The following is a 24107-nucleotide window of genomic DNA, read 5'->3' as shown; positions in this document are numbered from 1 at the left end:
GCCGCTCGCATAGGCATTGCTGATCTTGCCATCATCATTGAACCCGACCAGCCCGCCTACATAGTAGCTTCCGCCCGAAACGCTGCCGGTCGCATAGGCATTGCTGATCGTGCCAGAATAATTGTACCCGATCAGCCCGCCTACATAGTAGCTGCCGCCCGAAACGCTGCCGGTCGCATAGGCATTGCTGATCTTGCCATAATTGTACCCGGCCAGCCCACCAACATAGCCGCTGCCCGAAACGCTGCCACCCACAAGGCCGACATTGCGCAGGATCGAACCGGAACCGGCAGATCCGAACAGGCCGACATAATCCGTATCGGAGCGATTGATCGTCAGCCCGGTGATCACATGCCCCTCCCCGTCAAATGTGCCTGTGAACTGCGAACTTCCATTTCCGATCGGCTCGAAACCTGCGCCGCCATTCCAGCCGGCGGTCGCGCTGGCGTCGATATCCGTTCCGAGCGCATAGGTGCCGGCGAGACTGCTGGTGGTGGCGTTGATCGCCTGGAGATTGTCGAGCGTGTTGACCAGCATGTAAGCCGTCAGCGTCGTGCCGACGCCCGCATTGGCCGAATAATCGACCGGTGCGCTGTAAGACGCTGGATTGTAGTAGAGGGAAACGCCGCCGTCGGCGGTTGCCGTGATGCCGGAACCGAAACTGACCGTACCGCTGCCGGTGGCGCCGCTATCGGCGCGCAGCACGATCTTGGATCCCGCGCCGCCTGCAAGATTGGCGTTGACGGCGATGTTGCGATAGGCCGACAGCGTCAGCGTGGAACCCGATGTCCAGGTGACGGCATCGGCAACGGTGATATCACCGTCCTGACTGCCGCCGGAACCGGTCGAAACCGTGACATTGGCGCTGGCAAGCGCATTTTGCAGCGTGGTGACATTGATGACACTGTCATTGCCGGACGCGGTGAAGCCGGAAGACGTCTGGTCCGCGGCGTTCGAGATCGTGACATTATAGGGATCGAGCAACAGCGAGCCGAAGCCTGTAGCACCCGTCAGATCGGCAAAGCCGGTATAGGAAAGCACCGCCTTGCCGGAAACCTCTGCATCGCCGCCGGTTCCGGTCGCGCCGGTGGCGCTGATCCGGCCGGCAAACTCGGTGCGGTGATCCGACCAGAGCACCACCGAGCCGCCATTGCCCTCAGTAACTGCATCCGCACTGATCACCGTGCCGGCGCTGATCGTCAGGATGTCGGCATGCGGAATATCGCCCGTGCCCTGCCAATCGCCGCCGATGCGCACCTTGCCGCCCGCGCCATAGCCGGAGGCATCGATCACGGCGTCGTCAAGCCGGATCTCGAGCCCGGTGATTTCGATCGCGCCGCCCTTGGTCGTTTTCGGCTGGGCGGCCTTGGCACGGGTCGAGACCGTGCCGGAAACCCTGACCTTGCCGCCCGCCCCGCCGCCGAGCGTGATCTTGCCGTTACGGCCTGAAACGGAGCGCGCCTCGGCGACGCCTGAAAGGTTGACGGCGTTGCGCGCCGCCGCCCGCAGGGTCGCCGCCTTCATCACGATCACGCCGCCTTCGGCCGTCACCGTGCCGGAGTTTTCCACCAGCGCCTCGCCGTCATCGATCAGCGAAGAGGGAACCGCAACCTGCATGAAGCCGTCGCCGGAGAGATCGAGCGTGATCTCCTCGCCCGCGCCGAGCCCCGCCTTGCCATAGGGAACCGCGATCAGCCCGCTGTTCTTCACCTTGCCGCCCATCAGCGCGGCATAACCGCCGCGCCCGATCGTGACCACGCCTTCGTTGGAAACCGTGCTTGATGCGCCATTGCCGCGGAACACCATGTTGCCGGACATGAAGTCGTCATTGGTGATATCGAGTGTAGAAGCAACGAAACCGCCGCCGGCCTTGATCGTGCCCGTCGGCGTGATTGCAATGCCATTGGGGTTGACGAGAAAGACCTGACCATTGCCGGAAAGCGCGCCGGCAATCGAGGACCGCGTGTTGCCGGTAACGCGGTTGAGGATCGCCGAATGCACATCCGGCTGCACGAAATCGACCCTGTTGCCTTGGCCGATGCTGAAGTCGTTCCAGTTGACGATGGCGCGTTCGGAACCCTGCCTGACGGTCATGGCCGATCCCGTCGTTTCAATGCTGGCCGCTCCGGACACCACGCTGGCGCCACCCGGCAACCCGCCTTCGGCAAAGGCCGGACTTGCGCCAAGCGCCGAAACTGCGGCAGTCGCGAGAAGAACGGCTTGCAACCGCCTGGGCCGAAAAGCATGCCGCTCGCCCCCGGCAAAAGGCGCAAGCACAAGATGGCGATCGGCAACGGATGGCATTGGCATATCGAAATTCCCCGAACCCAGAATGGCGCCCTTCCGAAGGCAAGACTGGCAGACATTGCGGGTACAGTTGAAAAGCCCGGGCAAGCCCCGCCAAACACGCGCCAGAGATCACACACACAATCGTCCCGCTTCAGGCTTTTCCGCCCGAAAAGCGGAACCTTGACCGCCGCACCCGCATTCAGGTCTATTAGAATCAAAAAATATTAGCCTGCCATTTCACGACAGAGTCTCGTTATGCCTCGATTGGAAACTTCAATCGCCATGACCTCGGTTCGGGGCATCGGCCCGCTTCCCGCGCTGATCGACAGCCGCGAAGGCCGTTATGCCGCCGATCATGTTTTTTCCGAAGTCGGCCTGCCGGTCGATGTGGCGCGGGAAGCCGACCGGATGTTGCCGCTCAATAGCCTGATCGCGCTTTACGAGGCCGCCGCCGCCATGACCGGCGATCCGCTGTTCGGACTGAAGGCGGGACAGGAAATGATCGACGACTATGGCACCTGGGTGGACTATTCACGCACGGCCCCCACACTGCGCGCATGTCTGGTGCGTGCTTCCAAGGCAATAGAATATCATCAGACCGGCACTGAACTGACGCTGTCGACCAACGGAGGGCGGGCGCTTTATTCCTATCGCATCTTTGGGAAGCGACCTGTTCATCGCCTCCAGCACCTGCAACACACCATCCCCGCCTTGCTGAACACGTTTCAGGTTTACGCCGGAGATGACTGGAGGCCGGATTGGATCGAACTGGATGTCTGCTATGATCAGCGCATCGAGGAAATGGCCAAACGGCTCGGGGTCCCGATCCGATATGGCAGTGCGGCCATGGCATTCGCCTTCTCCTCGGCCCTTCTTGACCGGCCGCGGCAGTGCCAGAAGGGAGCCACGTCTCAAATCCGTCGCCACCATCTGAAATACATGGTGAAGAAAGGTCCTCCCAGAACGTTTTCGTCGCTCGTGCGTGAAACGATCCATATCGATCTTTTGGTAGGTACGGCGCATATAGATACCACCGCAGATCGTCTCGGTCTTGAACCAAGAACTTTACAACGAAGGTTACGCGCTGAATCCAACACCTATCGACAGCTTGTTACCGAAGTGCGGATGGAGCGGGCCAAAGCGCTGTTAATCGACACTGACATGCCGGTGACCAAGATCGCCCATCTCCTCGGCTACAGCGACTCCACGCATCTGACGCGCGCTTTTTCACAGCACGTGGGTTTGCCACCTAGCGCCTTCCGAAAAATGTCCGCCATCGAATGAAGGTTCGAGGACGCATTGACGACGACCAGCTTGTGACTTACGCCAACTTCTAGCTGCGGTATAAGCTCCACCGCGGGCCAAACTTAATGCCGTTTACGATCTTGACCATGATCGATAGATCAACGGGCGTGAGCAAAGGGTCTTGATGGGATATGAACCAACGACCCCGTCATCTGAATATTCGTCAGCGTGCAACGCGAACAAACGCAAGCTCATCGGAATACAGCCAGACTGCAGTGGCCACCCCGATGCCGCGAAGCAACGGCTCTTGTAGCTGAAGGGGACTAAGCCTCCTTTCAGCGGGGAGCCTCGAATCTCTTCACCGGCAATTCACCTGACATCACGCGCCAACACTATTCTCCGCTCAAGACGCAATCCGCCGCGTAAGCACGAACAAAACGCTTGATTCAAACGCACGTTTGAATTACGTATTTGAATCATGCCTGTTCGCCCAGGGAGGGGTGGAGAAGCGCGGTGACTTTGAAAACGGGAGGAGAACCATGAAACATCGAATTTATCTTGCAGCAGCTGTGTCCCTTCAAGCACTGACGCTGGGCGCATCACCACTCCATGCGGAAACCTTTTCTGTAACGATTGCGTCCGGCCATCCACCCGTAACGGGCGGGGTTCAGGCGATTTCCGAATTTTTCATTCCTGAGGTGAATCGCCGACTCGAAGCAGCTGGCAGCAAGGATAAAATCAACTGGAACGAGGCCTATGGCGGATCGCTGGCTGACCCATTCGGTGTGCTCGAAGCGGTTGAAAGCGGCATCGCAGACTTCGGCTATGTGCCCCAGGTTTTCGAAGCTGACAAACTGCCGCTTGAGCAGATCACCTATGTCGCCCCCTTTGGAACGAGCGATCTTGGAACGCTGATGGCGATCATGAACGAACTCCATGCAGCCGTTCCGGAAATGGATGCCGCGTGGCGGGCAAACAACCAGATGCCGCTCGCCTTCGTCGGCGTTGACACCTATCAGTTGGTCACGAATTTCGAAGTGACCGGCGTATCGTCCCTGGATGGCCGCAAACTTGGCGCCGCAGGCCTGAGCGCCAATTGGCTGCGAGGAACAGGCGCGGTTGCAGTTTCAGCGTCGCTGCCCGATCACTATAACAACATCAAGACCGGCCTGACCGACGGGGTGATCACTTTCGAATCCAGTATCTCGCCCTACAAATTCTACGAGGTGGCGCCTTACGTTACAAAGGTCAATTTTGGCGCCATGTCCTCATCCGCATTGACCGTTAATCTCGATACCTGGGCGCGGTTTCCAAAGGACGTGCAGGACATCATCAAGAGTGTAGCTCAAGAGTATGAGCAAAAGGCTCTGGATATCTATGCCGCACGGGCCGACCGCAGTTTGGCGACAGCACAGGAGAATGGCGCAAAGATTGTCGATTTTTCGGAATCGAACCGCGAGGAATTTGTCGATGCGTTGCCGAACATAGCGCAGGAATGGGCTTCCGCTCAGGATGAGCGGGGCCAACCGGGTTCAACGACGCTGCAGGAATATCTTCGCATTGCCAACGAGAAGGGCGTCACCTGGCCTCGTGACTGGTCCCAGAAATAGAGCTGGAAAATGCGCGAGAACACGTCCTTTTCCTCCTCCGTTGCCCGTTCGGCAGGCCTCAGGCTTGTCGAGCGGGCGGTGACGGGGCTGTCGCGTCTCACCTCGGCGATCGGGAGCTTGATGATCGTGATCAGCATGTTCCTGATCGTTGCCGACGTTTTCATGCGGTATGTCTTCAACGACCCGATCGAGGGTGTCGCAGAGATCGTATCTGCATCCATTGTGACGATTGTCTTTCTGCAGCTCCCCAACACGATCCGACAAAAGCGGATGATCAACTCCGATGTCTGGCTTGACCGGCTGCAGCAATCGAAACCCCGTTTTTCAATGTTTGTGGAGGCCGTCTATTTCTTGGCCGGCGCATTCATGATCGCAGTTCTGGTTCATTCGATCCTGCCCAAGGTCGTGCGCGCCTACACCGATGATTTCACGATCGGAACGCCCGGTATCTTCGTGTGGCCTCTCTGGCCTTTTGAATTCGGCGTTCTCGTCGGTGCAGGGTTGGCGGTTCTGGTCTACCTCCTCATGGCCGTTCAGCACTTTTTCCGGGCCGTAGCAATGAAGGAAGAGCAGGCATCATGACACCCTTGATGATTGGTTTGCTGTCTATCGTCGCAATCCTGGTGTTGGTGCAGTCGGGACTGCATATCGGCATAGCCCTCGCTGCCGTGTCGTTTTTTGGCGTTGCGCTCATCCGCGACAATTTCGATGTGGCTGGCACGTTTCTGGCGCTCGCCGCACTGGACAGTATCGCGAAATTTTCCTTCGGGGTCATTCCGCTTTTTGTCCTGATGGGACTGTTGGTATCCATCTCCGGCATCGGCCGCGATATTTTCGACGTTGCCGGGCAATTGTTCCGACGCGTGTCAGGTGGCCTCGGCGTGGCAACGGTTTTCGCCAACGCCATTTTCGCCGCCGTTAACGGAACCAGCATCGCGTCAGCCTCCGTCTTCACCCGTATTGCTGTTCCCGAACTTCTCCGCCATGGCTATTCAGCAAAATTCTCCGTGGGCGTTGTGGCGGGATCGTCTGTCCTCGGGATGTTGATACCCCCGAGCCTGCTCCTCATTCTCTATGGCATTATCGCCGAGGTTTCCATCGGGTCCTTGTTCACCGCCGGAATTCTGCCCGGCCTCACCCTCGCGATCCTTTTTATCGCGACGATATTCGTGATCGGTTTCTTCAGCCCGACCGACCTCGGCAACAATGGCGAGACGACTGCGAAACCCGACGTCGCCCTTATGTCGGCTGGCCAGATGCTGTGGCTGTCTTTTCCCATCGTTCTGCTTATCGTCATCGTGCTGGGTGGAATATACGGCGGCGTCTTCACGCCCACCGAGGCTGGCGCCATGGGTGCCTTTGCTTCCTTACTCGTGGCCATTGCCCGCAGAAAACTGACACTTCGCGGCTTCTGGAACCTTCTTCTGGAAACCGGAACCGTGACGGCGGCGATCTCGTTTGTCATCATCGCGGCCCACATTTACGCACGGCTCCTGTCCCTGAGCGGCCTGCCTTCCGAATTGAGCGCAATCATCAGCACCCACGATCTTGGCTTCGTCACGGTGATGATTGCCTATCTTGTCCTGGTGATCTTGCTCGGCACCATCTTGGACTCGGCATCCATCATGCTCATTCTGCTGCCTTTGGTTGTACCGGTCATGATCAACATGGAGGTGGATCTCGTCTGGTTCGGCATCGTGACCATCGTTGCCGTGGAGATCGGTCTACTTACGCCCCCGCTCGGGCTGGCGTGTTTTGTCATCAAAAGCAACCTGCAGGATCACGACATTCCCATTTCGACAATCTTCCGTGGCGCACTGCCTTTTGTCGCGGCCATGTTCGTCGCCTTGCTCATCGTCATATTCGTGCCGGAACTGTCTCTCGCGCTTATCAATTAAGGAAACTCAATGACTGCGTCCAATCATCCGTTCCGGAAGGGCATAGCTGACCTGGGCAGGGGGACGTATGCCTATGTGCAGCCAGACGGTTCGTGGGGCTACTCCAATGCCGGATTGATCATTGCCGGCGATCAAAGCGTGCTTGTCGACACACTCTTCACGCTCGGTTTAACGAAAGAGATGCTGGACGCTTTCAAGGACATAAGTACTTCGGCACGATCCATCGACGTGTTGGTAAACACCCATGCCAATGGGGACCATACCTTTGGAAACCAGCTCGTGGACGGGGCGCGCATGATTGCGTCGAAGGCCTGCGTGGAGGAAATACTGGAGCGACCGCCGGAGGTCTTTCGCGCGTCTCTCGAAGACTGGAAATCAAACGGCGAAGCCGGCGCATTCCTGCATGAGGTCATGGGCTCAAAATTCGATTTCACTGGGGTTGAGGTGAGAACCCCAAAAGAAACTTTCTCGGACTTCCTGGAATTCGACATCGGCGACACTCGAATTGAGCTTCACGAATTCGGACCGGCCCACACCCGTGGCGACATTGTGGTGCATGTCCCCTCGGCGAAAACCGTTTTCACTGGAGATCTCGTTTTTAATCAGGTTCACCCCATCCTCTGGGCGGGGCCATTCTCCAATTGGCTGCGGGCCTGTGACACGATTCTTGGCTGGGACGTCGAGACGGTCGTGCCGGGCCATGGGCCGGTGTCCACGCTTTCGGCGGTCAAGGAGATGCGTGACTATCTCTGCTTTGTCATGGAAGAGTCGCGCCAACGTTTTGATGCAGGTCTGAGCTATGCCGAGGCTGCCTGGGATATAGCGCTTGGCGCGTACGATTCCTGGCTTGATCGGGAACGGATTGTTGCCAACGTTGCCCAGGCTTACCGGGAAATGAGCGCGGGGGCCGTCAATCCATCGCGCAATGAAATCCTCGCGCTGATGGGGCGGCATTATCACGGTCACCGATCACCCTGTTGCGACGATGGCTGCGCTTGCCACGCACCCAAATAGCTCCGTCCTCAGGTAGTAGCTGGACGAACCCCCCTCTTGAAAACGACCTCAGCGAAGAAAGTGCAGTCTTCATGTCCCGACAAGCGCAGCAGATAAACACCAAAGACGATGCAGGTCAGGAAAACGCGGTGCCATCAAAACAGCGCATACTGGATGCAGCATCGCTTGCATTCGCAAAGGATGGGATTGACGGCGTGTCGCTGCGACAGATCACGACGGCCGCTGGAACCAACTCGGCTTCGGTCAATTACCACTTCAAATCGAAAGCGGATCTGGTCCATGAAGTGCTTGACGACCTTGCCCGCAGAGTGAACGAGCGCCGTATTGCAGCCCTGGAGGCTTTGTTCGAGGGGCATGACAACAACAGCCCTCCCGATATCGGCGATCTCATCGACATATTCCTGAGCCCCTATCTTGAGCCGGACAGACCCCACGAGGGTGTTCTCCTGACCAAATTATTGCACGCTCATCGCGCGGCGCCCAATTCGATCACCACCGAGATCGTTAAAAGGCGTTTCGACCCGCTGGCGACCCGCTTTGTCGATGCGCTGAAGACACTTTATCCCGAGTTGGATCGTAGCGTTCTGGTGTGGAGATATTTCTTCATGGTCGGCGGCGTTCTTCTTGGCGTTTCCGAGGTCGTGACCTCTTCTCGTTTGAATTCCGTCTCGGAGGGCGCGATCGAGGTCGCAAAAATGGAAGATCTCCACGCGCAACTCGTCAGCTTCCTGACCGGTGGCTTTGCCCAGAAGTAAAATCGCCCGCTGCCTAGTCGAGTATCGCTGGAGGAGAATAATGATAATTGAGCGCGATGTAGAAATTCGGATGGATGACGGCGTCTGCCTGCGCGCCGATGTCTTCCGTCCTGACGACGCGGCGAAAGTACCCGTCATCATGACCGCCGGTCCCTATGGAAAAGGCGTTGCGTACCAGGACCATTACAAGGCGAGTTGGGAGTGGATGACCAACCGCCATCCCGGCCTTTTGAAAGGCTCGCAGCACAATTATGTGACTTGGGAAACGGTTGATCCAGAAATCTGGGTGCCGTGGGGATATGCCGTTGTCCGCGTTGACAGCCGTGGCTCTGGCAGGTCGCCCGGTTATCTCGATATAATCTCGCCACAAGAAGCGAAGGATTTTTATGAGGCGATCGAATGGGCCGGCGTGCAGGAATGGTCGAACGGCAAGGTCGGGCTCAATGGAATTTCCTACTATGCCATCACGCAGTGGAATGTGGCTTCGCTTCAACCGCCGCATCTGGCGGCCATCATCCCGTGGGAAGGCGCTTCGGATTTCTATCGGGACTTTGCGCGCCATGGAGGAATTCTATCCAACAAGTTCTTCCAGACCTGGTATCCGCGACAGATACTGGCGGTCCAGCATGGCAACCCCAAAGGCCCAATGGACCCCTGGCTGAATGAACGCTCCACAGGTCCGGCCGAGTACTCAGAGACTGAGTTAGAAAACAACAGAAGCAATACGCTTGCGAACCTGCGCGCGCGCGAGATGGATGACACCTGGTACCGCGAGCGTTCTGCGGATTGGGAGAAGATCACCATTCCATTTCTGAGTGCGGCGAACTGGGCGGGGTGCGGCTTGCACCCACGCGGCAATTTCACCGCCTTCAAGGAAGCCGCGTCGACGCGAAAATGGCTTGAAGTTCACCCCGGACGCCACGAGGAATGGTTTCTCCTCGACTACGGGATGGACCTCCAGAAACGCTTCCTGGACTATCATCTCAAAGGCATCGAGAACGGCTGGAACGACGAACCGCCCGTTTGGCTCCATATAAGGCGGCCTTTCCAGGAGGAAGCCGAGTTGCGGAAGGAAACCGCGTGGCCGCTCGAACGGACACGGTGGACTCCTTTTTATCTATCGGCGAATGATGGCGGCCTGGATACCGCACAGCCCCGGGAAAACGCGACCACGGCTTTCGTTGCCGGAACCGGAAACGTTCGGTTCCTCTCCGCGCCCGTCAAGGAAGAGACGGAGATCACCGGACCGTTGGCTCTAACGCTCTTCATCTCCTCCTCGGTCGAGGACGCTGATCTGTTCGTGACGCTGCAAGCCTTTTCTCCCGAGATGAAGGAGGTGACTTATGTGGGGTCTGTAGATCCCGCTGCCCCGCTTTCGCAGGGCTGGCTGAGGGCCTCGCACCGCAAGCTGTGTCCGCAACGTTCGACACCTTGGCAACCTTGGCATACGCACGACGAGAAGCAGCCTTTGACGCCAGGTGCGATCGTCGAGGTTGTCGTCGAGATATGGCCCACATGCATCGTGCTTCCGGAAGGGTATCGGATCGCCGTCGATATTCGAGGGCGTGACTTCCAACGCGACGACGCTGAAACGGTATATAAGGGCTCGGGTCCCTGGCTGCACGATGACACTTCAGATCGGCCGGCCTGGCTTGCGGAGGCCAAGGTATCGGTTCACACCGGCCCCGATTATCCCTCCCGGCTTATTGCTCCCGTGATTCCGGCCGCGGGGACCAATGCCAATGATCCACAGCCCCGCCTGAGCCCCACCAAATGACAAAACTGATCGCAAGCTGGCTTCCTGAAGCCAACAGAAGAGGTTGCCATTTCCCCCTGAACAATCTGCCATACGGCGTGTTTTCCGCTCGCGGCAATCCGCCACGCTGCGGGATCGCGCTCGGATCGGATATCGTTGATCCGGCAGTCCTGGCAGAGGCTGGACTCCTCGAAATTGATCCCTTGATCTTTCAACAGCCTCACTGGAATGCCTTCATGACGCTCGGTCCGAAAGTCTGGCTCGACGTTCGTTCGCGGTTGATCGCGCTCTTTCGGGAAAGCGGAGAGGCCACACTTCGCGAACAGGAGCTGTTATGTCGCAAGGCGTTGGTTCCGATGTCTGAAGCTGAACTGCACAAGCCCTTTAGCGTGACGGAGTTTACGGATTTCTTCTCAAGCTGGCACCATGCCTTCAACGCGGGTAGTCTGTTCCGTAGCCCCGAAGATGCTGTGCCTCCGAATTGGAAACATATGCCGATCGGCTACAACGGGCGCGCCTCGTCCGTTGTCGGTTCAGGCTCGAAGATACGCCGGCCTTGGGGACAGCTCAAACACCCGGATCAGAGTGAACCCGTTTTCGAGCCCTCCCGAAAGTTCGATTTCGAGCTGGAGCTCGGGGCCATCGTGGGAACGAGTACCAATGGACCGCTGACCGCTGAGGAAGCGGACGGCGCCATCTTCGGCTATATCCTCCTCAATGACTGGTCTGCCAGAGACATCCAGACTTGGGAAAGCCGGCCGCTCGGACCGTTTCAGTCCAAGGCGACGGCAACGACCGTGGGCAATTGGATCGTGTCCAAGTTCGCGCTCGAACCCTCACGAACAGGTGGTGGTAGCGAAAACGACGACTTGCTTGCCTATCTGCAGGTGCACCGCCCCAACCTCTACGACATCGATTTCGAGGTCACTCTGACGCCCGACGACGGGACGGAAACGACGATCACCCGCAGCAATCACCGGAATATGTATTTTTCTGCCGCACAGCAGATCGCACACCACACGTCCAGTGGATGCCCGATGCGCGTTGGAGATCTGCTCGGCTCCGGAACGATCTCCGGACCGACCGACGAAAGCCTCGGTTGCCTTCTCGAACTGTCGCAGAACGGAAACCGCCCGTTGAAACTTCAAAACGGCGCGGTTCGCCGGTTCCTGGACGACGGCGATTCGATCCGCATCACAGGCATCGCACGACAAGAGGAGGTCAGCATCGGGTTCGGCGATTGCGAGGGACAGCTTCTGTCGGCCCTGCATGATCCTTATTTTAGGTGATTCCAGATTAACTGCCGGTGAAGCCCATTGTGCTCAATCGCTGCGTTGGTGGCCGCCCCTCTCAAGTACAAGCGCCATCATTTCGCTGGGTCCATGATCGCCCATCGAGTCTGGCTGTATTGCCGATGTCGGCTGGGCTTGCGTCTCGCCAAAACGATTCTGCTGCTGCAGCGCAGCATCGTCTTCTTCTATGGGACAGCTCCGCTCACCTACAACGTTGGAAGTTTTCGTCATCGTCTTTTCAACGGATGTAACACTCAGCATCCTTACTGTTGAAGTAAATGACAAGCCCCCAAGGCCCTACACTTCTCCACCATCAGGTCCTGAAAGGATCAGAACGGGCGACCCGTTGTTAAGGATCCGCGATCATATTGAGAAGTATCGGTATTTCTTTGCGCGTATTGGCTGCATAGCCAAAAGGTTCGCTTTAATTTAACACGCTACCGTTCACCCGCGTTCCGGCGTTGCTCGCCTCTCATATGCAACCAAATCACGAAAGCCACAAGTAATTGCCTTCGTTGTTTTCGGCAGCGACCTCCTGCCCCTGCTTGCGGAATTGCTCACTGCGCTCCTTTCCGTTGAACACTCGTTCATCTTTCGCGCCTAGGAAGCTCAAAGGAAAATGACGGGCAGCCAATAAATTGTGTTAAGCAACGACTTGCCGCAATTTTCTGCGGGATCGGCAGATTGAAAATAAGAACAAAGAGTAGACAGAAATCCATCTGTATAGGATAGGTAGGCGGCAAAGACTGCGAACCCATGCGTGCACGATTCGGGAGCTAACAGTGACATTCGTTACCCATCGCGACCCTTTCGACACTCCCATTCTCCGCAAGGAGAGAGGCGCATTTTTCACGCCCGCAGAGATTACGCGTTTCATTTCCAAATGGGCCATTCGCGCGCCTGAGGATCGCGTGCTCGAGCCTGCGGCTGGCGATGCCGCATTCCTGGTTTCGGCGGTCGAGCGGCTTCGTGAACTCGCTCCACGCAGGCGCTCGTGCCCAATGGTTCATGGCGTGGAGATACACGCCCACAGCGCAGATGTTGCCCGCAAGCGGGTCGCTGACGCCGGGGGCGAAGCTGATATCCAACTGTCCGACTTCTTTGCCGTCACGCCTGATCCAGCGTTCGAAGCCGTCATCGGAAATCCTCCCTATATCCGATACCAGGACTTTTCCGGAGAAGCTCGTGCCCGTGCCCGGGAGGCAGCCATCAGGGGCGGCATTTCACTGACGGGGCTCGCGTCGAGTTGGGCTGCATTCACCGTGTACTCGGCGTTGTTCCTGAAGAAGGGTGGCCGCCTGGCCTTCGTCTTGCCCGCGGAACTGCTCTCGGTGAACTATGCCGCTCCCGTCCGCAAGTTCCTGTTCAGTCGATTCCGCGACGTGCAGCTCGTTTTGTTTGATGAGCAAGTGTTTCCGGAGGCGGAGGCCGATGTAGTGCTTCTCCTCGCTGAAGGCTACCTTGAGGGGCCGGCGGAGTTCGCAACGATCCGCCAGACAAAGAACGCTGCGACGCTCGACACTTTAGGCCCAGGTCTGAGCTGGACACCGGCCGACCCAGCGGGCAAGTGGACCAGCAGTCTCGTCGATGTCGATGCGGTGCATCTCTTGCACGCTGTTTTGGCAGCTGGCCTCTACACGAACCTGGAGACCTGGGGCGACACGACGCTCGGAATGGTAACCGGAAACAACAAATACTTCACACTTTCTCCCCAGCGCGTGGCCGAGCTCGGGCTACACCCGGATGAGTTGCTCAGCCTTTCGCCGCCCGGAAGCTCCCATTTACGGGGACTTTCGCTTTCGAAAGCCCAACTGAAGAAGCTCGGTGAAGATGGCAATGCAATCCACCTGTTCTATCCGAATGACCCGCCGTCCAAGGCTGCCGCAGCATATATCGCCGACGGCCACAGGACAGGCGTCGACACCGCCTATAAATGCCGGGTCCGCAAGACTTGGTATCGGGTGCCGCTCGTTTCACCCGCGGATCTTTTACTGACATGCATGAATGCGGACACCCCCCGGATTACGGAAAACTCTGCCAAGGCGCGTCACCTTAATTCGGTGCATGGGGTTTACTTGAACGAGGAATATACTGTCTTGGGCCGCGAGCTCCTCCCTGTCGCCAGCTTGAACTCAATCACCTTGTTGCATGCCGAAATGGTTGGCCGCGCCTATGGAGGTGGGATCCTGAAGATCGAGCCAAAGGAGGCAGACGTGTGGGCCATGCCTTCCCCGTCCCTGGTCGCCTCTCGCGCCGGTGAGCTTCGCAAGATTAAGCGAAGCGTTGGAAAGCTCCTAGACAAAGGGCGGCTGCTCGATGCCGTTAATTTAGTTGACGAGGTACTGCTGGTGGACGGCGAGGTTTCGGCGACACAAATGGAAGCAGTGCGGAATGCACGCGCGGAACTCGTGAACCGTCGCAATGTGAGGTCAGCAAGTGGCCGCTAAACCAAGTTCGAAAGCAGAAGCCTGGGAAATATTCGATCACATCGTTGAAGCTGCCGCACCTGACGGAGAACACAGCAATCCGTGGGTTCTCGGATCGGACGGCCAGCCTTTCTTCCATCCCGATTACGACACCCTTGCGCTGTTGCTCGGCGTCCCTTTGCACCTGAAAGTAGGGACGCAGACGGGCGTGCCTGCCCTCGCACTTGATGTTTGGCTCAGCTATGAACTTCGAAGGGCTGGTTTCGGGACGGACCAGGTTTGGCCCCGGCCTGCTAATCCGCGGGTTCTTCCCGCGCCTGTCTCGGCATTCGTCAAGTCGCTTCCCACAGCGATACGAGCCAAGGCCCAATCCTATCTGACATCGAACACGTCCATTCCCGGCGTGACCTCCTCCTCTGCTTCAATTCTCGGCAAAAACTATCTGAAGCAAGTCGACGTCATCATCACGGATTGGGTGACCGGCCCAGAATTGCTGATATCGACGAAGCGAATGGATTCCTCTTATGGAAAAAATGCGCCTAACCGCATCGAGGAATCCTATGGCGACGCCAAGAATCTCCGCCTACGCCATCCGCTTGCGGCGCTCGGGTTCCTGTTTGGACTAAGGTCCGATATTCTGGAAAAGGAACCCAAGACGGCAGAGTGGTTGTTCGACCTTTTGTCCAAGCTTGGCCGTGAGGACGATGCGTACCACTCCACCTGCCTGGTGTTGATGGAATACTCCACTGATCCGGTACAGCCGGCGGTCGATGAAGAAGAACCCACCGACGGCATATTAGAGCCAGGCCCGCAGCCAATAACAGAACCGGCCGAGGGTGAAATAGCGCACCTTGCTGAAAGTACGGTCGAGAGCATCGTCAAGGCCCTGCCGAAGGTATCGATCCTCGCAGAACGAACTCCAGATGACCTCTCACCGGCCCGTTTTCTCACATCCTTGATTACCCGCGTCCTCACAACGACGCCTGTCAACATGCATGAAGAGGCTAGGCGCCGCCGCGCTTCTATTTTGTCAAAGAAGTAGAAGGCCAAACCGAAGCACACAATTGCGAACCAGCGGAAGGTTGGCGAGGGGCGGGCAAAATACCCCTGGATAGCTTTAGTGCGCTATTTGGTGACCCTAGCGATATTCCTCGGCGTACTGGACGAATTCTTCGTGCTCCGTTCTCGCTGTCGTCCAGCGCTTGGCCCCAACAGGACGCTCACGCGTCTCACAGACAGTAAGTAGCAAGCGCCGTTTCGCACGAGATACACCCACGAAATATGCAGATCGCTCTGCTTCATCTTCTCCCCAAAAGGTCTGGTTCTCGACGCCGAGGAGGACTACAGAGTCGAATTCCAAGCCTTTACTCTTGTGTATCGACATAATACGGACGGCACGATCTCCGGTAAAAGTTGCCAAGGCTGTACCAATGTCGCTGTGCTCGGCCAATACCTGATCCAGTCGATCGACCGTTTGCTCAATCAATTGATCCAGTCGGTTGCCCTTGGCATAGTCAGGGGCAAGCGAAACTATCGCGTCGCGCCCGATCACTGCAAGCAGCTGATCTACCGTCGCGCCTATGACCTGCCTATCGGAGAGGTCGAGTGTTCCGGCCTTTAACTGCTGCCTGACTTGAGCGACAAACCCGTCCCACCGCGCGCGGGAGCCAAATTCGCGCTCTTCATCCTGCTCGTGCTGCATCACCACGACTTCCAAGAGGCGGCTATAGGCAGCCGGCTGCCGGTCGGAGCCGACCACGAGGAAGAAATCGACGATGAAGGCCGCGACAGGTTCCGCAGCCAAATCTTGAGAATTATCTTCCTCGCGGAAAGGGATCGCCAGCTCTTGAAAGGCGCCAGTTAACTTCTGGCAATACAAGTTTTGCTGCTTGCTCACCAGGATCGCAATTTCTGAAGGCTCGATCCCCTCGACATCGATCCAACGACGAACCGTGTCAGCAAGCGAAGCGGCTTCCTCGTCAGAGTCAGAATACCTCAAGACTTCAATCTCGCCGTCGTCCCCGGGCAGAGCATCGTCATCAACTGCCGCAGGCGGATCCATTACACGGACCATCGCATTCTGCATCCGACGAAGCCGCGGCTTCGAGCGGAAATTCTGGTATAGGTTTAATGGCCGAGCATCAAAATTCTCCGCATAGGTAGCAAAGATGCCCTCAAGTGCGCCTGCCCACCCCATGATGCGCTGTTTGGTATCACCAACTGCTGTGAGGTTGGTACGCGTGCCACGAAAGCAGACTTCAATCAGCCTGAACTGCGTGTTCGTGCAATCTTGAAATTCGTCAAGGAAAACGTGGCTGTAGGTCTGCCTGATCGCATTTCTGGCAAGCGCACTTGTTTCGAGGATCTGCACTGCCAAAGGCACCATATCCGCAAAAGTGATCGAGACTCTTTCGATACGGTTTGGGCCGATGCTATAATCCTCATCGAGTGCGTCTTGTCCGGTGAGAACCAGACGAAAGCGATCAATGATCCGTTTTGCAAAGGCGTGAAAAGTGTGGCTGTCCAAGCGTCGAGCGAGGTCGGGACCACAGCGCTTGCGAACCCGTGCTTTGAGATTATGGCTCGCGTCCACCTTGAAAGAGATCGCAAGGATCCTTTTTGGGTATCGGCAGGTCCCCGTGCGCAACAGGAAATCGGCGCGCTGCGCGAGCATCTCAGTTTTCCCGGCGCCCGGCCCTGCGGTAAGCGCGAGATTTCGGTCGTTCACTTTCGCCGCGATGAGCGCATTTGGTTCAAGCTGCAGCCCCCCTGCCGGTTTCCATTGTTCGGGTTTCATCCCGGCAGTTCCACAAGGGCCGCTTCAATCGCATCGAACATCCGATCGAGGACGTCAGGCAAACTGGCCACGAACTCATCGTCCTCCATCCCGGCCATGCCTCGGACATGCCAGGTTGGCTTGCTGCCCAGTTTGAATCGCTTGTGGTAAGCGTCGAAATATTCGAGCTGCTCATCTGTGTACTGATTTACGACTCCGTCGTGCTTCTTCCCGAGGACCGCTTTGAGCGCATCTGCGTCCGCGGTTTCCAACTCGTCGGCCTCGACTTTGTAGGCCTGCGGGTAGGCCTCGAGCATCATAAAATCCAGGTCGAGCGGGTTTGAAAAGAAGACCTTGTGGCTTTCGAGACGATTGATCCAGCCGTCGTCGTTAACAAGCAATCCTTGCTCGTCGTCCCATGCGGGAATTTCCTCAACGTCGTCGTCCGTGAAATCGACCGCGACAATATCGCTGTAGTTCCGCAGCTGTTTAGCGGCATACTTAACCCGACCCCACCCCCCCTGATGGCGCGCGAGATCAAGGTCGAGCAGCGTTACGTGCGGGATCCCTAAGCCATGCAGGAGCCGCCAGAAGTGGTTCACATGCCGGCCGCCAAGCGGGACAACCGACACAGATGCATCGTCTGTGAGAATTCCACGTGCGGCCATCAAACGAGGAAGGACAATTTCTTCGCTATCCCCTTCTCCAAGGACGACGAACCGGGAAAAATAGAGTTCCGGAAATGCCTGCACACCCTCGCGGACGAACTTTTGAGCTGCATCCCCATCTGGCAGCTTGATTGGCTTGACGACGGTTGCACGGTTTTCGTTCAGGCGCAAATAGCGGACATGCTCTGGGGGCACTCGCCTGAGGAGAGAAGGCGAATGTGTTGCAAGGAGGGATTGGGCATCTCTGCCTCTTGCGAAGTCAGTCAGCGATTTCACCACTCGCCCAAGATAATGCGGCGAGAGGCTGTTTTCCGGTTCTTCGATCGCGACAAGTGTGAAGACTGCCGGACGCAGCTTCTCAATGTCAAATGCGGCCGCGAGCTCGCCGTTCAAAACTTTGCTGCCAGTGCCATGCGCGGCAAGTACCAAGGCAATATAGAGGAGAGACTGTTGTCCGTCGCTCAGTCGTGTGAAATCGACTATCGATTCTGCATACCCAGGCGTGAAACCGACGCTGAGATGGCGAAGCAAATTTTCTAGTTCGCTTTGTCCGAACGAAACGGCAGGATTCGCAAAATGCGCTCCCTTGTGCAAAGCGCCCCAGCGGTTAGCCAGCTCCTGCGTGATGCCGTCAACGGCGGCATTCTCGATGAGTGCTTCGCTGATCTCCGCAGTGAGTTCCGCGATATCTTCTCGCTCGCCGCTCCAGTCCGCCGAACGAAGCAGCCGACCAATGAGTGCATTTGCAGAATACGAGATATGATCGGCCGGGTTCCGGCGGGCCGGAAGATAATGCACTTGGATCGCATTGCGGTCATGCTTAGACGCACGACTCTCCTCGACCGGCAACCCATGATCGTCGTCACGAGTGACATAGGTGAAGGTTTCCTCGATATAGTCGTCGCTATCGATCGTCGCCTTCAGCCGATAGCGCACCACCGCCGGACCAACGGCCGTAGCCAGTTGCATGTGAGCGAAATTACCTGGCACCGCGGGAAGATCTTCTTCGATATCGCCCTCGACTGCCAACTCCGGAAATTCGAAATCTGCCTCAATCCAGAGATCTCGGTCTTCAGGAAGGTCTGTCAAAGCAACATTGAAAGGGACGTGAAAGTCGGATACGCGGATCTTTCGCTGCGCCGGATCGATACTGAACATTCGAGCAAGTGCTTGGAGCACAGCCGTTTTGCCAGTGCCGTTCGGCCCGAGGAGAAAGCTCATGTCGTTCAGCCGGATTTCCGTGGCCACCGGTCCGAACGAACGAAAATTTGATAGGCGCAATCGGACAAGTTTCACGGTTTCCTCCCCAATACTCAAATATTACGCTACACATAGCATTACGTTGATTTTCTTAAAATCGCGATAGGGTTACATGCAGACGACGACGGTTGGTCTGAAGCGCGTTCATACCAGCCGCTATCGAAGCACTCTGATTTGCCGACTAAAAAGTCGGAATTAAATCAATCATCTCGCGATAGGCCCAGCGCATGCGATTTTAAATTTTGGTGATATTGAACCGCAGCCATTTTAAGAGCCGAGTGATCCAGTTGATTGAGGGTCGGCAAGAGAGGGCAATCTCTTCCTTCAGGCCATCGTCCTCGATAACGTTGAGAAGATCTCGTATGTCGAACCGAGGGTCCCCCACATCCGCAAGCGGAAAGTGGTGGCAGGGCTTATCTGCTCTCCGACGCAAACGTTCTGACGCGACCATCGTGCCCTCGTTCGCATCATAAGCAAAGTATGCTGATCGGACCGGCTTTCCGTGCCATGGCGTAAACAATTGGACGAGCAAACCGACGGCGGCAGAGGCTAGGACTCCGTTGGGCCATACGACCTGGGGCTTGCTGCCTGCCTCTCCGTATCGACCTGCCTCATCAGCTAGCGCATTATCTGTCACGATCCCAAGACAGCGTAGGCACGGAGCGCCGGGGGAAGACAGCACGACTTGTCCCGCGACCAAAAACTCGTCGCCCTTGCCGAGACGATGCACGTCCATTCCCATGTCAATGTAAGGAATAAGGAAGCGCCGGCAGAACGCTTCGAGCTCGCTTTTGGCAATGATGCGGTCAACGCCGCCAACCACGATGTCACAAATCCGCAGCTGATCAGCAACCTCTTGCCATTTTGCCTTGTGACAGGAAACGCGGACACTTGGATTGACGCTCATAATCACGCGTTTAGATATTTCTGTTTTCGCATGTCCTTCGGCGATGTCTGCGCACGTTCCGCCAACCAGCCGGTTGAGGTTGCTATCGGAGATCATGTCGTCATCGATGAGGACAAACCCGCCAATACCCAGATGCGCCAACTGCTGAACGACATGCGAATTACCGCCACCAAGGCCAACAAGACCCACAGTTAAATCGTCGAGAGTTTGAGTGCTATCTTCTCCAAGGAAGCTCTGCCGATCCAGCCAAGTCATGAGGCGCTCCAGTCTGCCCGAATAGGAGCAGAAATTCTCTTGAAGGAAGTGATTGGGATCGCCGGACGATCTGCTGACGTCCAGAGCAATCCGTGAACGGAATCGTCGCTCAGCACGAGAAGGCCATGGGGCATCCGCGGCGCGGTCTCGAAAAACCCTGGCACAAACGTCACAGCGCTATCCAAATCAGTGCGGCTAAAGCCAGGGCGACCGTGGCCGCCGTGGGTGTGGACATGAAGAAGGGAGCTCGGCGGCCGATAGCTGGCTTGTGCAGCCTTTCTCATTGCATCCGAGCCGATCTGAGCGCCGACCTTCGGATGCCGCTCATAATCCTCGTCTGCCACAGCCTGATATCGGCGGACGAGCAACATGATCCCACCTTGCCCGTCGGAAGCAGCTGCAGCGATGAGAAACCCAACCCGCTCATGAGCGAAGGGATGGGGGCGATGGAGGTCTGATCGAACTTTATCGAGAAGATCTCCATTGATTTTCAGACAGACATTCATTGCAGAGGCCCCAGATGCGCGGCGAGAATTTCATCCCATCCCAACGACGCCGCGACACCGTTCCATGACATGGCGTGCCAGGTGTTTCCCGCAACGGTATGCGTCGTCCAGTTTTGCCCGCGATTGACGAAGGGTTTATCGAGAAACAGGCGTGTAGAATATCCGCTGTGATAGCCCGGCATAAGAAGAGCATCGACGGCAACGCGCGCGCCCGCGTACTTGATCTTGAGCCCCGGTAGGAAGACGGCCGGCTGGCCGCCCTCCTCCCAAAGTTCGGCTTTGGGGCAGATCTTGCGGAGCTTCTGCAGTTCGACAGTAGGGCTACTCATGACGACTGCCCTACCGGGGGATGCGAGGAGAATTCCATGCCTTCCCGAACTTTGATCACTTCGCCAGGCTTCAGTTCATTGAATTCACCGTCGGCGCCGATCAGATCGAGCTTGTAGCCGGCGGGAACCGGAAAGGCAGCCAGCAATTCCTCGGTCGTCCACTTGCGGCGTTCGAGCTCGAAGGCGTTTTCCTTATAATAGACCGTGACGGTCTTTTTTGCCTTGCGAAGCTTGAAGCGCTCGACGGTGCGGGGCGACAAATCGACGATATCCTCATCATCGAACTCTATATCGCCGTCATCAGTGTCTAGGAAAAGCGTCTGGTCGTGCCCCGCGTTAGCCAAGAACTTAATGTGCTTAGCCGCAAGCAAATCCTGTGGCCACTCCATTGAGCGACCTTCCACGGTGAAGCGGTTGTTGCTCGGCCCCTTCACAACAAAGAAGCGCTCGACACCGGGATCGGTCAAATCCACCGCCTCGGTCGGTCGGATCGATTCGAGTTCGCCGCCCTTCAAATGACGAAGAATGGCGAAGGCCTCAATCGGATACGCTTTGGCGATCTCGCCGATCTGCACACCGACGATTTTGGCGTCTTCGATATGCTCCGTCCGGAACTCGAACGTTTCGTCGCTCCATTCAAACGCGAACTGCTTTTCCTTGCTCATGGCTGCTGCCTCAATTTCTGCTTCAGAGATCCGCATCTCTTCGGTCCTTTCACTGATCGTTTTCTCGCATCAATATGGAACAGCAGAATCGATTTGCTGTCTATATCACACACATTAATTTTTCGTAATGTTTTTAATGCGCACATTCGAGGTGAGCCCTATTGACAATTTTCGCGAACAGTTGTTGTTTTGTTCACAATGTCCGACATGGAAATTTACAGAATTTTCGGATTGGCTGTTGCCAAGCGCCGACACGAACTGGGACTCACCCAAGCCGACGTGGCTGGGCGGATCGATCTGACGCGAGCGTCATTGGCGAATATCGAGACTGGTCGGCAGAAAGTGCTTCTCCACCAGCTCTACCGGCTGGCAAACGCGCTTGAGATTAAGTCGATAACTGATCTCGTCCCAGAGTCGTTTTGGTTCGCCGAGAACTCGGAACCGGTTCAATTTGAGGGGAGCGATGTCAATGACCGCGAGCGCGCGCAGATTGAGCACTTTGTCCGAACACTCGGATCGCGCTAACCATGGTCGATAAGCAGACAGCTCGCGAGCGAGCCATAGAGATATTGGCGCAATTCAACGTCCGAACTGCGCCAGTCCCTGTGGATCGCATCGTCCGAAGCATGGGGATTGCCGTCCAGTATGCCCCGTTCGACGGTGACTTGTCCGGCATGGCGTTCATCAAAGATGGCAAGAAGATTATCGGAGTGAACTCATTGCATAGCGCAACACGCCAGCGCTTCACGATTGCACATGAACTCGCCCATTTCGTGCTTCACGAAGAGCGACTGCAATCCAAGGTTCACGTCGACAAAGGCGTTCTTAGACGCGATACGCTAGCCTCCGAGGGAACAGACGCCGTCGAAATTGAAGCCAACAATTTCGCTGCCGAGCTTCTGATGCCGAAGGCAGTTTTGATCGAAGCGCTCGGTGGAAAAAACTTTGATTTGGAAGACGAAGAGGCCATCGCCTCAGTTGCCAAGAAATTCAAGGTAAGCCCCGTAGCGCTCCAATATCGCTTACAGCAACTATAAAGGTAGAAGCGGCGTGGGGTTCGTTGTCTACGATTTGGAAACGAGCGGACTTCACAAGCGTTTCGATCAGATTCTGCGGTTCGCGGCGATACATACCGACGACGAGTTGGAGCAGATAGATACACCTCTGCACATTCGAGCCCGGCTTCTTCCGAGCATTCTGCCATCCCCGAAAGCCTTGCTCGTTACAGGTCTTACGATCGAGGAGATCATCGATCCCACCGTACCATCTCTTTACAAAGCAGTTTGCGAGATTCATGAGGCTTTTCTTCGGTGGAGCCCCTCCATGTTTCTAGGATTCAACTCCATACGGTTCGACGAGGAGTTCCTTCGGCAGGCGTTCTATCAAAACTTACGGCACCCGATGTACGTCACGAGCATCAATAATAATCGTGGTGACGTCTTAAGGCTCGCTCGCGCCGTCGCTCTTCTCAACCCCGGAGCCCTCACAATACCTGTAAACCCTGAGGGCCGGCGATCTTTTCGGCTATCAGATATCGGCCAAGCAAACGGCATTCAATTCGACCGTAGCCACGATGCCCTGTCTGACGCGCAGACGACCCTAGCGCTGTGCCGAGTTATCCGAGATCGTGCTCCCGACGCATGGTCGAGCTTCTCCAGGTTCGCAAACCGCCGGAATGTGGTGGAGTTTGTTCAAGAGGAGGAAACTTTCGCACTCTTGGACGATAGGGCTGGCAGTGACTTCGTGTGCGTCACGCTCGTTAGCACACATCCGACCGACCGGAACTTGCACTATTGCCTCGATCTGGCGACAGATATGGATTCGCTGGGTCGGCTGTCGAACGAAGAGCTGTTCGTCGAAGTAAGCCGCCCTGACGGACCAATCCGAAAGCTGCGGGCGAATGCATCTCCCGTCATGGCCCAACTCTGGGAACTCGAAGACCAAAGTCTGCTGCCCGCGCCTTCCCAAGACATTGAGCGCGTGGCTCAGAAAGTTCGTACTGACGAGGAGTTTTTGCGAAGATTGTCGACCGCAATCCAGGCAAGCCAGCCGGTCTGGCCGACCTCTGAGCACGTCGAAGAGCAAATCTACGAAGACTACATCGGGGATACAGATGGAGCACTATGTCAGCAATTTCATCTCGCACATTGGCCAGATCGCGCGAACTTCATCGGTAGGTTCGGAGATCGGCGACTGCAACGGCTCGCACAACGGCTGGTTCTGCACGAGCGGCCCGACCTACTAGCTCAGCACCGCCAATCAGCACTCCGCGGAGAGGTCCAGCGAAGACTGGACGGATCGATCACCGACGCGCCCTGGACCACGCTGCCAAAGGCGACCGCCGAGATACAAGCTCTGTCAGCCGAGTGTTCCGAAAGCGACCGGCGCATACTGGACGGTTTCAGCAAGTATCTAGCCAACCGGTTTCCTTAGTCGATTCTGCCCATAGCCTTCAG

General features: G+C 56.7%; 20 protein-coding genes. 14 read left to right on the top strand and 6 right to left on the bottom strand.

Annotated features, from left to right (window positions below; genetic code table 11):
- A partial coding sequence (locus tag V6765_RS02065) for a two-partner secretion domain-containing protein (RefSeq protein WP_448426614.1) occupies window positions 1–2304 on the bottom strand: 2304 nt, incomplete at its 3' end.
- Between the two features lie 240 nt (window positions 2305–2544).
- On the opposite strand from V6765_RS02065, the gene V6765_RS02060 reads away from it, so the two are divergent.
- The 10 genes from V6765_RS02060 to V6765_RS02015 all read left to right on the top strand — a co-directional run bounded on the left by V6765_RS02060 (window position 2545) and on the right by V6765_RS02015 (window position 15327).
- Window positions 2545–3573 (top strand): helix-turn-helix domain-containing protein, encoded by a 1029-nt coding sequence (locus tag V6765_RS02060; protein ID WP_448426033.1) that lies wholly within the window; start codon window positions 2545–2547, stop codon window positions 3571–3573.
- 500 nt (window positions 3574–4073) lie between these two features.
- Window positions 4074–5144 (top strand): C4-dicarboxylate TRAP transporter substrate-binding protein, encoded by a 1071-nt coding sequence (locus tag V6765_RS02055; protein WP_448426031.1) that lies wholly within the window; start codon window positions 4074–4076, stop codon window positions 5142–5144.
- 120 nt (window positions 5145–5264) lie between these two features.
- Window positions 5265–5726, top strand: coding sequence for a TRAP transporter small permease subunit (locus V6765_RS02050; RefSeq protein ID WP_448426029.1), 462 nt, complete (start codon window positions 5265–5267; stop codon window positions 5724–5726).
- Window positions 5723–7042, top strand: a complete 1320-nt coding sequence (locus tag V6765_RS02045; RefSeq protein WP_448426028.1) for a TRAP transporter large permease — start codon at window positions 5723–5725, stop codon at window positions 7040–7042. The genes V6765_RS02050 and V6765_RS02045 overlap by 4 nt, the downstream gene beginning before the upstream one ends.
- Window positions 7043–7051: 9 nt before the next feature.
- Window positions 7052–8056, top strand: coding sequence for an MBL fold metallo-hydrolase (locus tag V6765_RS02040; RefSeq protein ID WP_448426027.1), 1005 nt, complete (start codon window positions 7052–7054; stop codon window positions 8054–8056).
- Window positions 8057–8127: 71 nt separating this feature from the next.
- Window positions 8128–8811, top strand: coding sequence for a TetR/AcrR family transcriptional regulator (locus V6765_RS02035; RefSeq protein WP_448426025.1), 684 nt, complete (start codon window positions 8128–8130; stop codon window positions 8809–8811).
- 40 nt (window positions 8812–8851) lie between these two features.
- Window positions 8852–10588: a CocE/NonD family hydrolase gene (locus V6765_RS02030; RefSeq protein WP_448426023.1), complete on the top strand. Its 1737-nt coding sequence runs from the start codon at window positions 8852–8854 to the stop codon at window positions 10586–10588.
- Window positions 10585–11856, top strand: coding sequence for a fumarylacetoacetase (gene fahA / locus V6765_RS02025; protein ID WP_448426021.1), 1272 nt, complete (start codon window positions 10585–10587; stop codon window positions 11854–11856). Before V6765_RS02030 ends, fahA begins: the two co-directional genes overlap by 4 nt.
- A 785-nt stretch (window positions 11857–12641) precedes the next feature.
- Window positions 12642–14306 carry an HsdM family class I SAM-dependent methyltransferase gene (locus V6765_RS02020; RefSeq protein ID WP_448426020.1) on the top strand — a complete coding sequence of 555 codons (1665 nt, stop codon included), beginning with the start codon at window positions 12642–12644 and terminating at the stop codon, window positions 14304–14306.
- Complete coding sequence (locus V6765_RS02015) at window positions 14296–15327, top strand: hypothetical protein (protein ID WP_448426019.1); 1032 nt, start codon at window positions 14296–14298, stop codon at window positions 15325–15327. The genes V6765_RS02020 and V6765_RS02015 overlap by 11 nt, the downstream gene beginning before the upstream one ends.
- Window positions 15328–15423: 96 nt before the next feature.
- Here the strand turns inward: V6765_RS02015 and V6765_RS02010 are convergent, their stop codons facing one another.
- The 3 genes from V6765_RS02010 to V6765_RS02000 all read right to left on the bottom strand — a co-directional run bounded on the left by V6765_RS02010 (window position 15424) and on the right by V6765_RS02000 (window position 20151).
- Window positions 15424–17082, bottom strand: a complete 1659-nt coding sequence (locus V6765_RS02010; protein ID WP_448426018.1) for a UvrD-helicase domain-containing protein — start codon at window positions 17080–17082, stop codon at window positions 15424–15426.
- Window positions 17079–19025: an ATP-dependent nuclease gene (locus tag V6765_RS02005; protein WP_448426016.1), complete on the bottom strand. Its 1947-nt coding sequence runs from the start codon at window positions 19023–19025 to the stop codon at window positions 17079–17081. Before V6765_RS02005 ends, V6765_RS02010 begins: the two co-directional genes overlap by 4 nt.
- Before the next feature lie 199 nt (window positions 19026–19224).
- Window positions 19225–20151 carry a HesA/MoeB/ThiF family protein gene (locus V6765_RS02000; RefSeq protein ID WP_448426014.1) on the bottom strand — a complete coding sequence of 309 codons (927 nt, stop codon included), beginning with the start codon at window positions 20149–20151 and terminating at the stop codon, window positions 19225–19227.
- 92 nt (window positions 20152–20243) lie between these two features.
- Between V6765_RS02000 and V6765_RS01995 the strand changes: the two genes are divergently transcribed.
- A complete protein-coding gene (locus V6765_RS01995; RefSeq protein ID WP_448426012.1) occupies window positions 20244–20609 on the top strand; it encodes a hypothetical protein in 366 nt (121 codons plus the stop codon).
- 44 nt (window positions 20610–20653) lie between these two features.
- On the opposite strand, the gene V6765_RS01990 is transcribed toward V6765_RS01995, so the two are convergent.
- Both V6765_RS01990 and V6765_RS01985 read right to left on the bottom strand, forming a co-directional pair.
- The gene (locus V6765_RS01990; RefSeq protein ID WP_448426010.1) at window positions 20654–20986 is read right to left on the bottom strand and encodes a hypothetical protein; all 333 of its coding nucleotides are present in this window, start codon (window positions 20984–20986) and stop codon (window positions 20654–20656) included.
- The gene (locus tag V6765_RS01985) at window positions 20983–21687 is read right to left on the bottom strand and encodes a multiubiquitin domain-containing protein (protein WP_448426008.1); all 705 of its coding nucleotides are present in this window, start codon (window positions 21685–21687) and stop codon (window positions 20983–20985) included. Before V6765_RS01985 ends, V6765_RS01990 begins: the two co-directional genes overlap by 4 nt.
- Window positions 21688–21858: 171 nt before the next feature.
- Here V6765_RS01985 and V6765_RS01980 point away from each other — a divergent pair, with 171 nt between their 5' ends.
- The 3 genes from V6765_RS01980 to V6765_RS01970 are packed head-to-tail and all read left to right on the top strand — an operon-like array spanning window position 21859 to window position 24084.
- Window positions 21859–22176: a helix-turn-helix domain-containing protein gene (locus V6765_RS01980; RefSeq protein ID WP_448426007.1), complete on the top strand. Its 318-nt coding sequence runs from the start codon at window positions 21859–21861 to the stop codon at window positions 22174–22176.
- Window positions 22177–22178: 2 nt separating this feature from the next.
- The gene (locus tag V6765_RS01975) at window positions 22179–22688 is read left to right on the top strand and encodes an ImmA/IrrE family metallo-endopeptidase (RefSeq protein WP_448426005.1); all 510 of its coding nucleotides are present in this window, start codon (window positions 22179–22181) and stop codon (window positions 22686–22688) included.
- A gap of 13 nt (window positions 22689–22701) precedes the next feature.
- Window positions 22702–24084 (top strand): exonuclease domain-containing protein, encoded by a 1383-nt coding sequence (locus V6765_RS01970; RefSeq protein ID WP_448426004.1) that lies wholly within the window; start codon window positions 22702–22704, stop codon window positions 24082–24084.
- The last annotated feature ends 23 nt before the right edge of the window (window positions 24085–24107 follow it).

The organism is Martelella sp. FOR1707 (assembly GCF_053484265.1).
Note: the sequence above shows the minus strand (reverse complement) of the source record. Positions and strands in the feature narration are given on the sequence as shown.

Coding starts and splice junctions, on each gene's coding strand:
- V6765_RS02000 (WP_448426014.1), bottom strand. CDS start 20,151: ATGACTTGGCTGGATCGGCAGAGCTTCCTTGGAGAAGATAGCACTCAA.
- V6765_RS02050 (WP_448426029.1), top strand. CDS start 5,265: ATGATCGTGATCAGCATGTTCCTGATCGTTGCCGACGTTTTCATGCGG.
- V6765_RS02060 (WP_448426033.1), top strand. CDS start 2,545: ATGCCTCGATTGGAAACTTCAATCGCCATGACCTCGGTTCGGGGCATC.
- V6765_RS02035 (WP_448426025.1), top strand. CDS start 8,128: ATGTCCCGACAAGCGCAGCAGATAAACACCAAAGACGATGCAGGTCAG.
- V6765_RS01990 (WP_448426010.1), bottom strand. CDS start 20,986: ATGAGTAGCCCTACTGTCGAACTGCAGAAGCTCCGCAAGATCTGCCCC.
- V6765_RS02030 (WP_448426023.1), top strand. CDS start 8,852: ATGATAATTGAGCGCGATGTAGAAATTCGGATGGATGACGGCGTCTGC.
- fahA (WP_448426021.1), top strand. CDS start 10,585: ATGACAAAACTGATCGCAAGCTGGCTTCCTGAAGCCAACAGAAGAGGT.
- V6765_RS02010 (WP_448426018.1), bottom strand. CDS start 17,082: ATGAAACCCGAACAATGGAAACCGGCAGGGGGGCTGCAGCTTGAACCA.
- V6765_RS02045 (WP_448426028.1), top strand. CDS start 5,723: ATGACACCCTTGATGATTGGTTTGCTGTCTATCGTCGCAATCCTGGTG.
- V6765_RS01980 (WP_448426007.1), top strand. CDS start 21,859: ATGGAAATTTACAGAATTTTCGGATTGGCTGTTGCCAAGCGCCGACAC.
- V6765_RS02040 (WP_448426027.1), top strand. CDS start 7,052: ATGACTGCGTCCAATCATCCGTTCCGGAAGGGCATAGCTGACCTGGGC.
- V6765_RS01985 (WP_448426008.1), bottom strand. CDS start 21,687: ATGCGGATCTCTGAAGCAGAAATTGAGGCAGCAGCCATGAGCAAGGAA.
- V6765_RS02055 (WP_448426031.1), top strand. CDS start 4,074: ATGAAACATCGAATTTATCTTGCAGCAGCTGTGTCCCTTCAAGCACTG.
- V6765_RS01975 (WP_448426005.1), top strand. CDS start 22,179: ATGGTCGATAAGCAGACAGCTCGCGAGCGAGCCATAGAGATATTGGCG.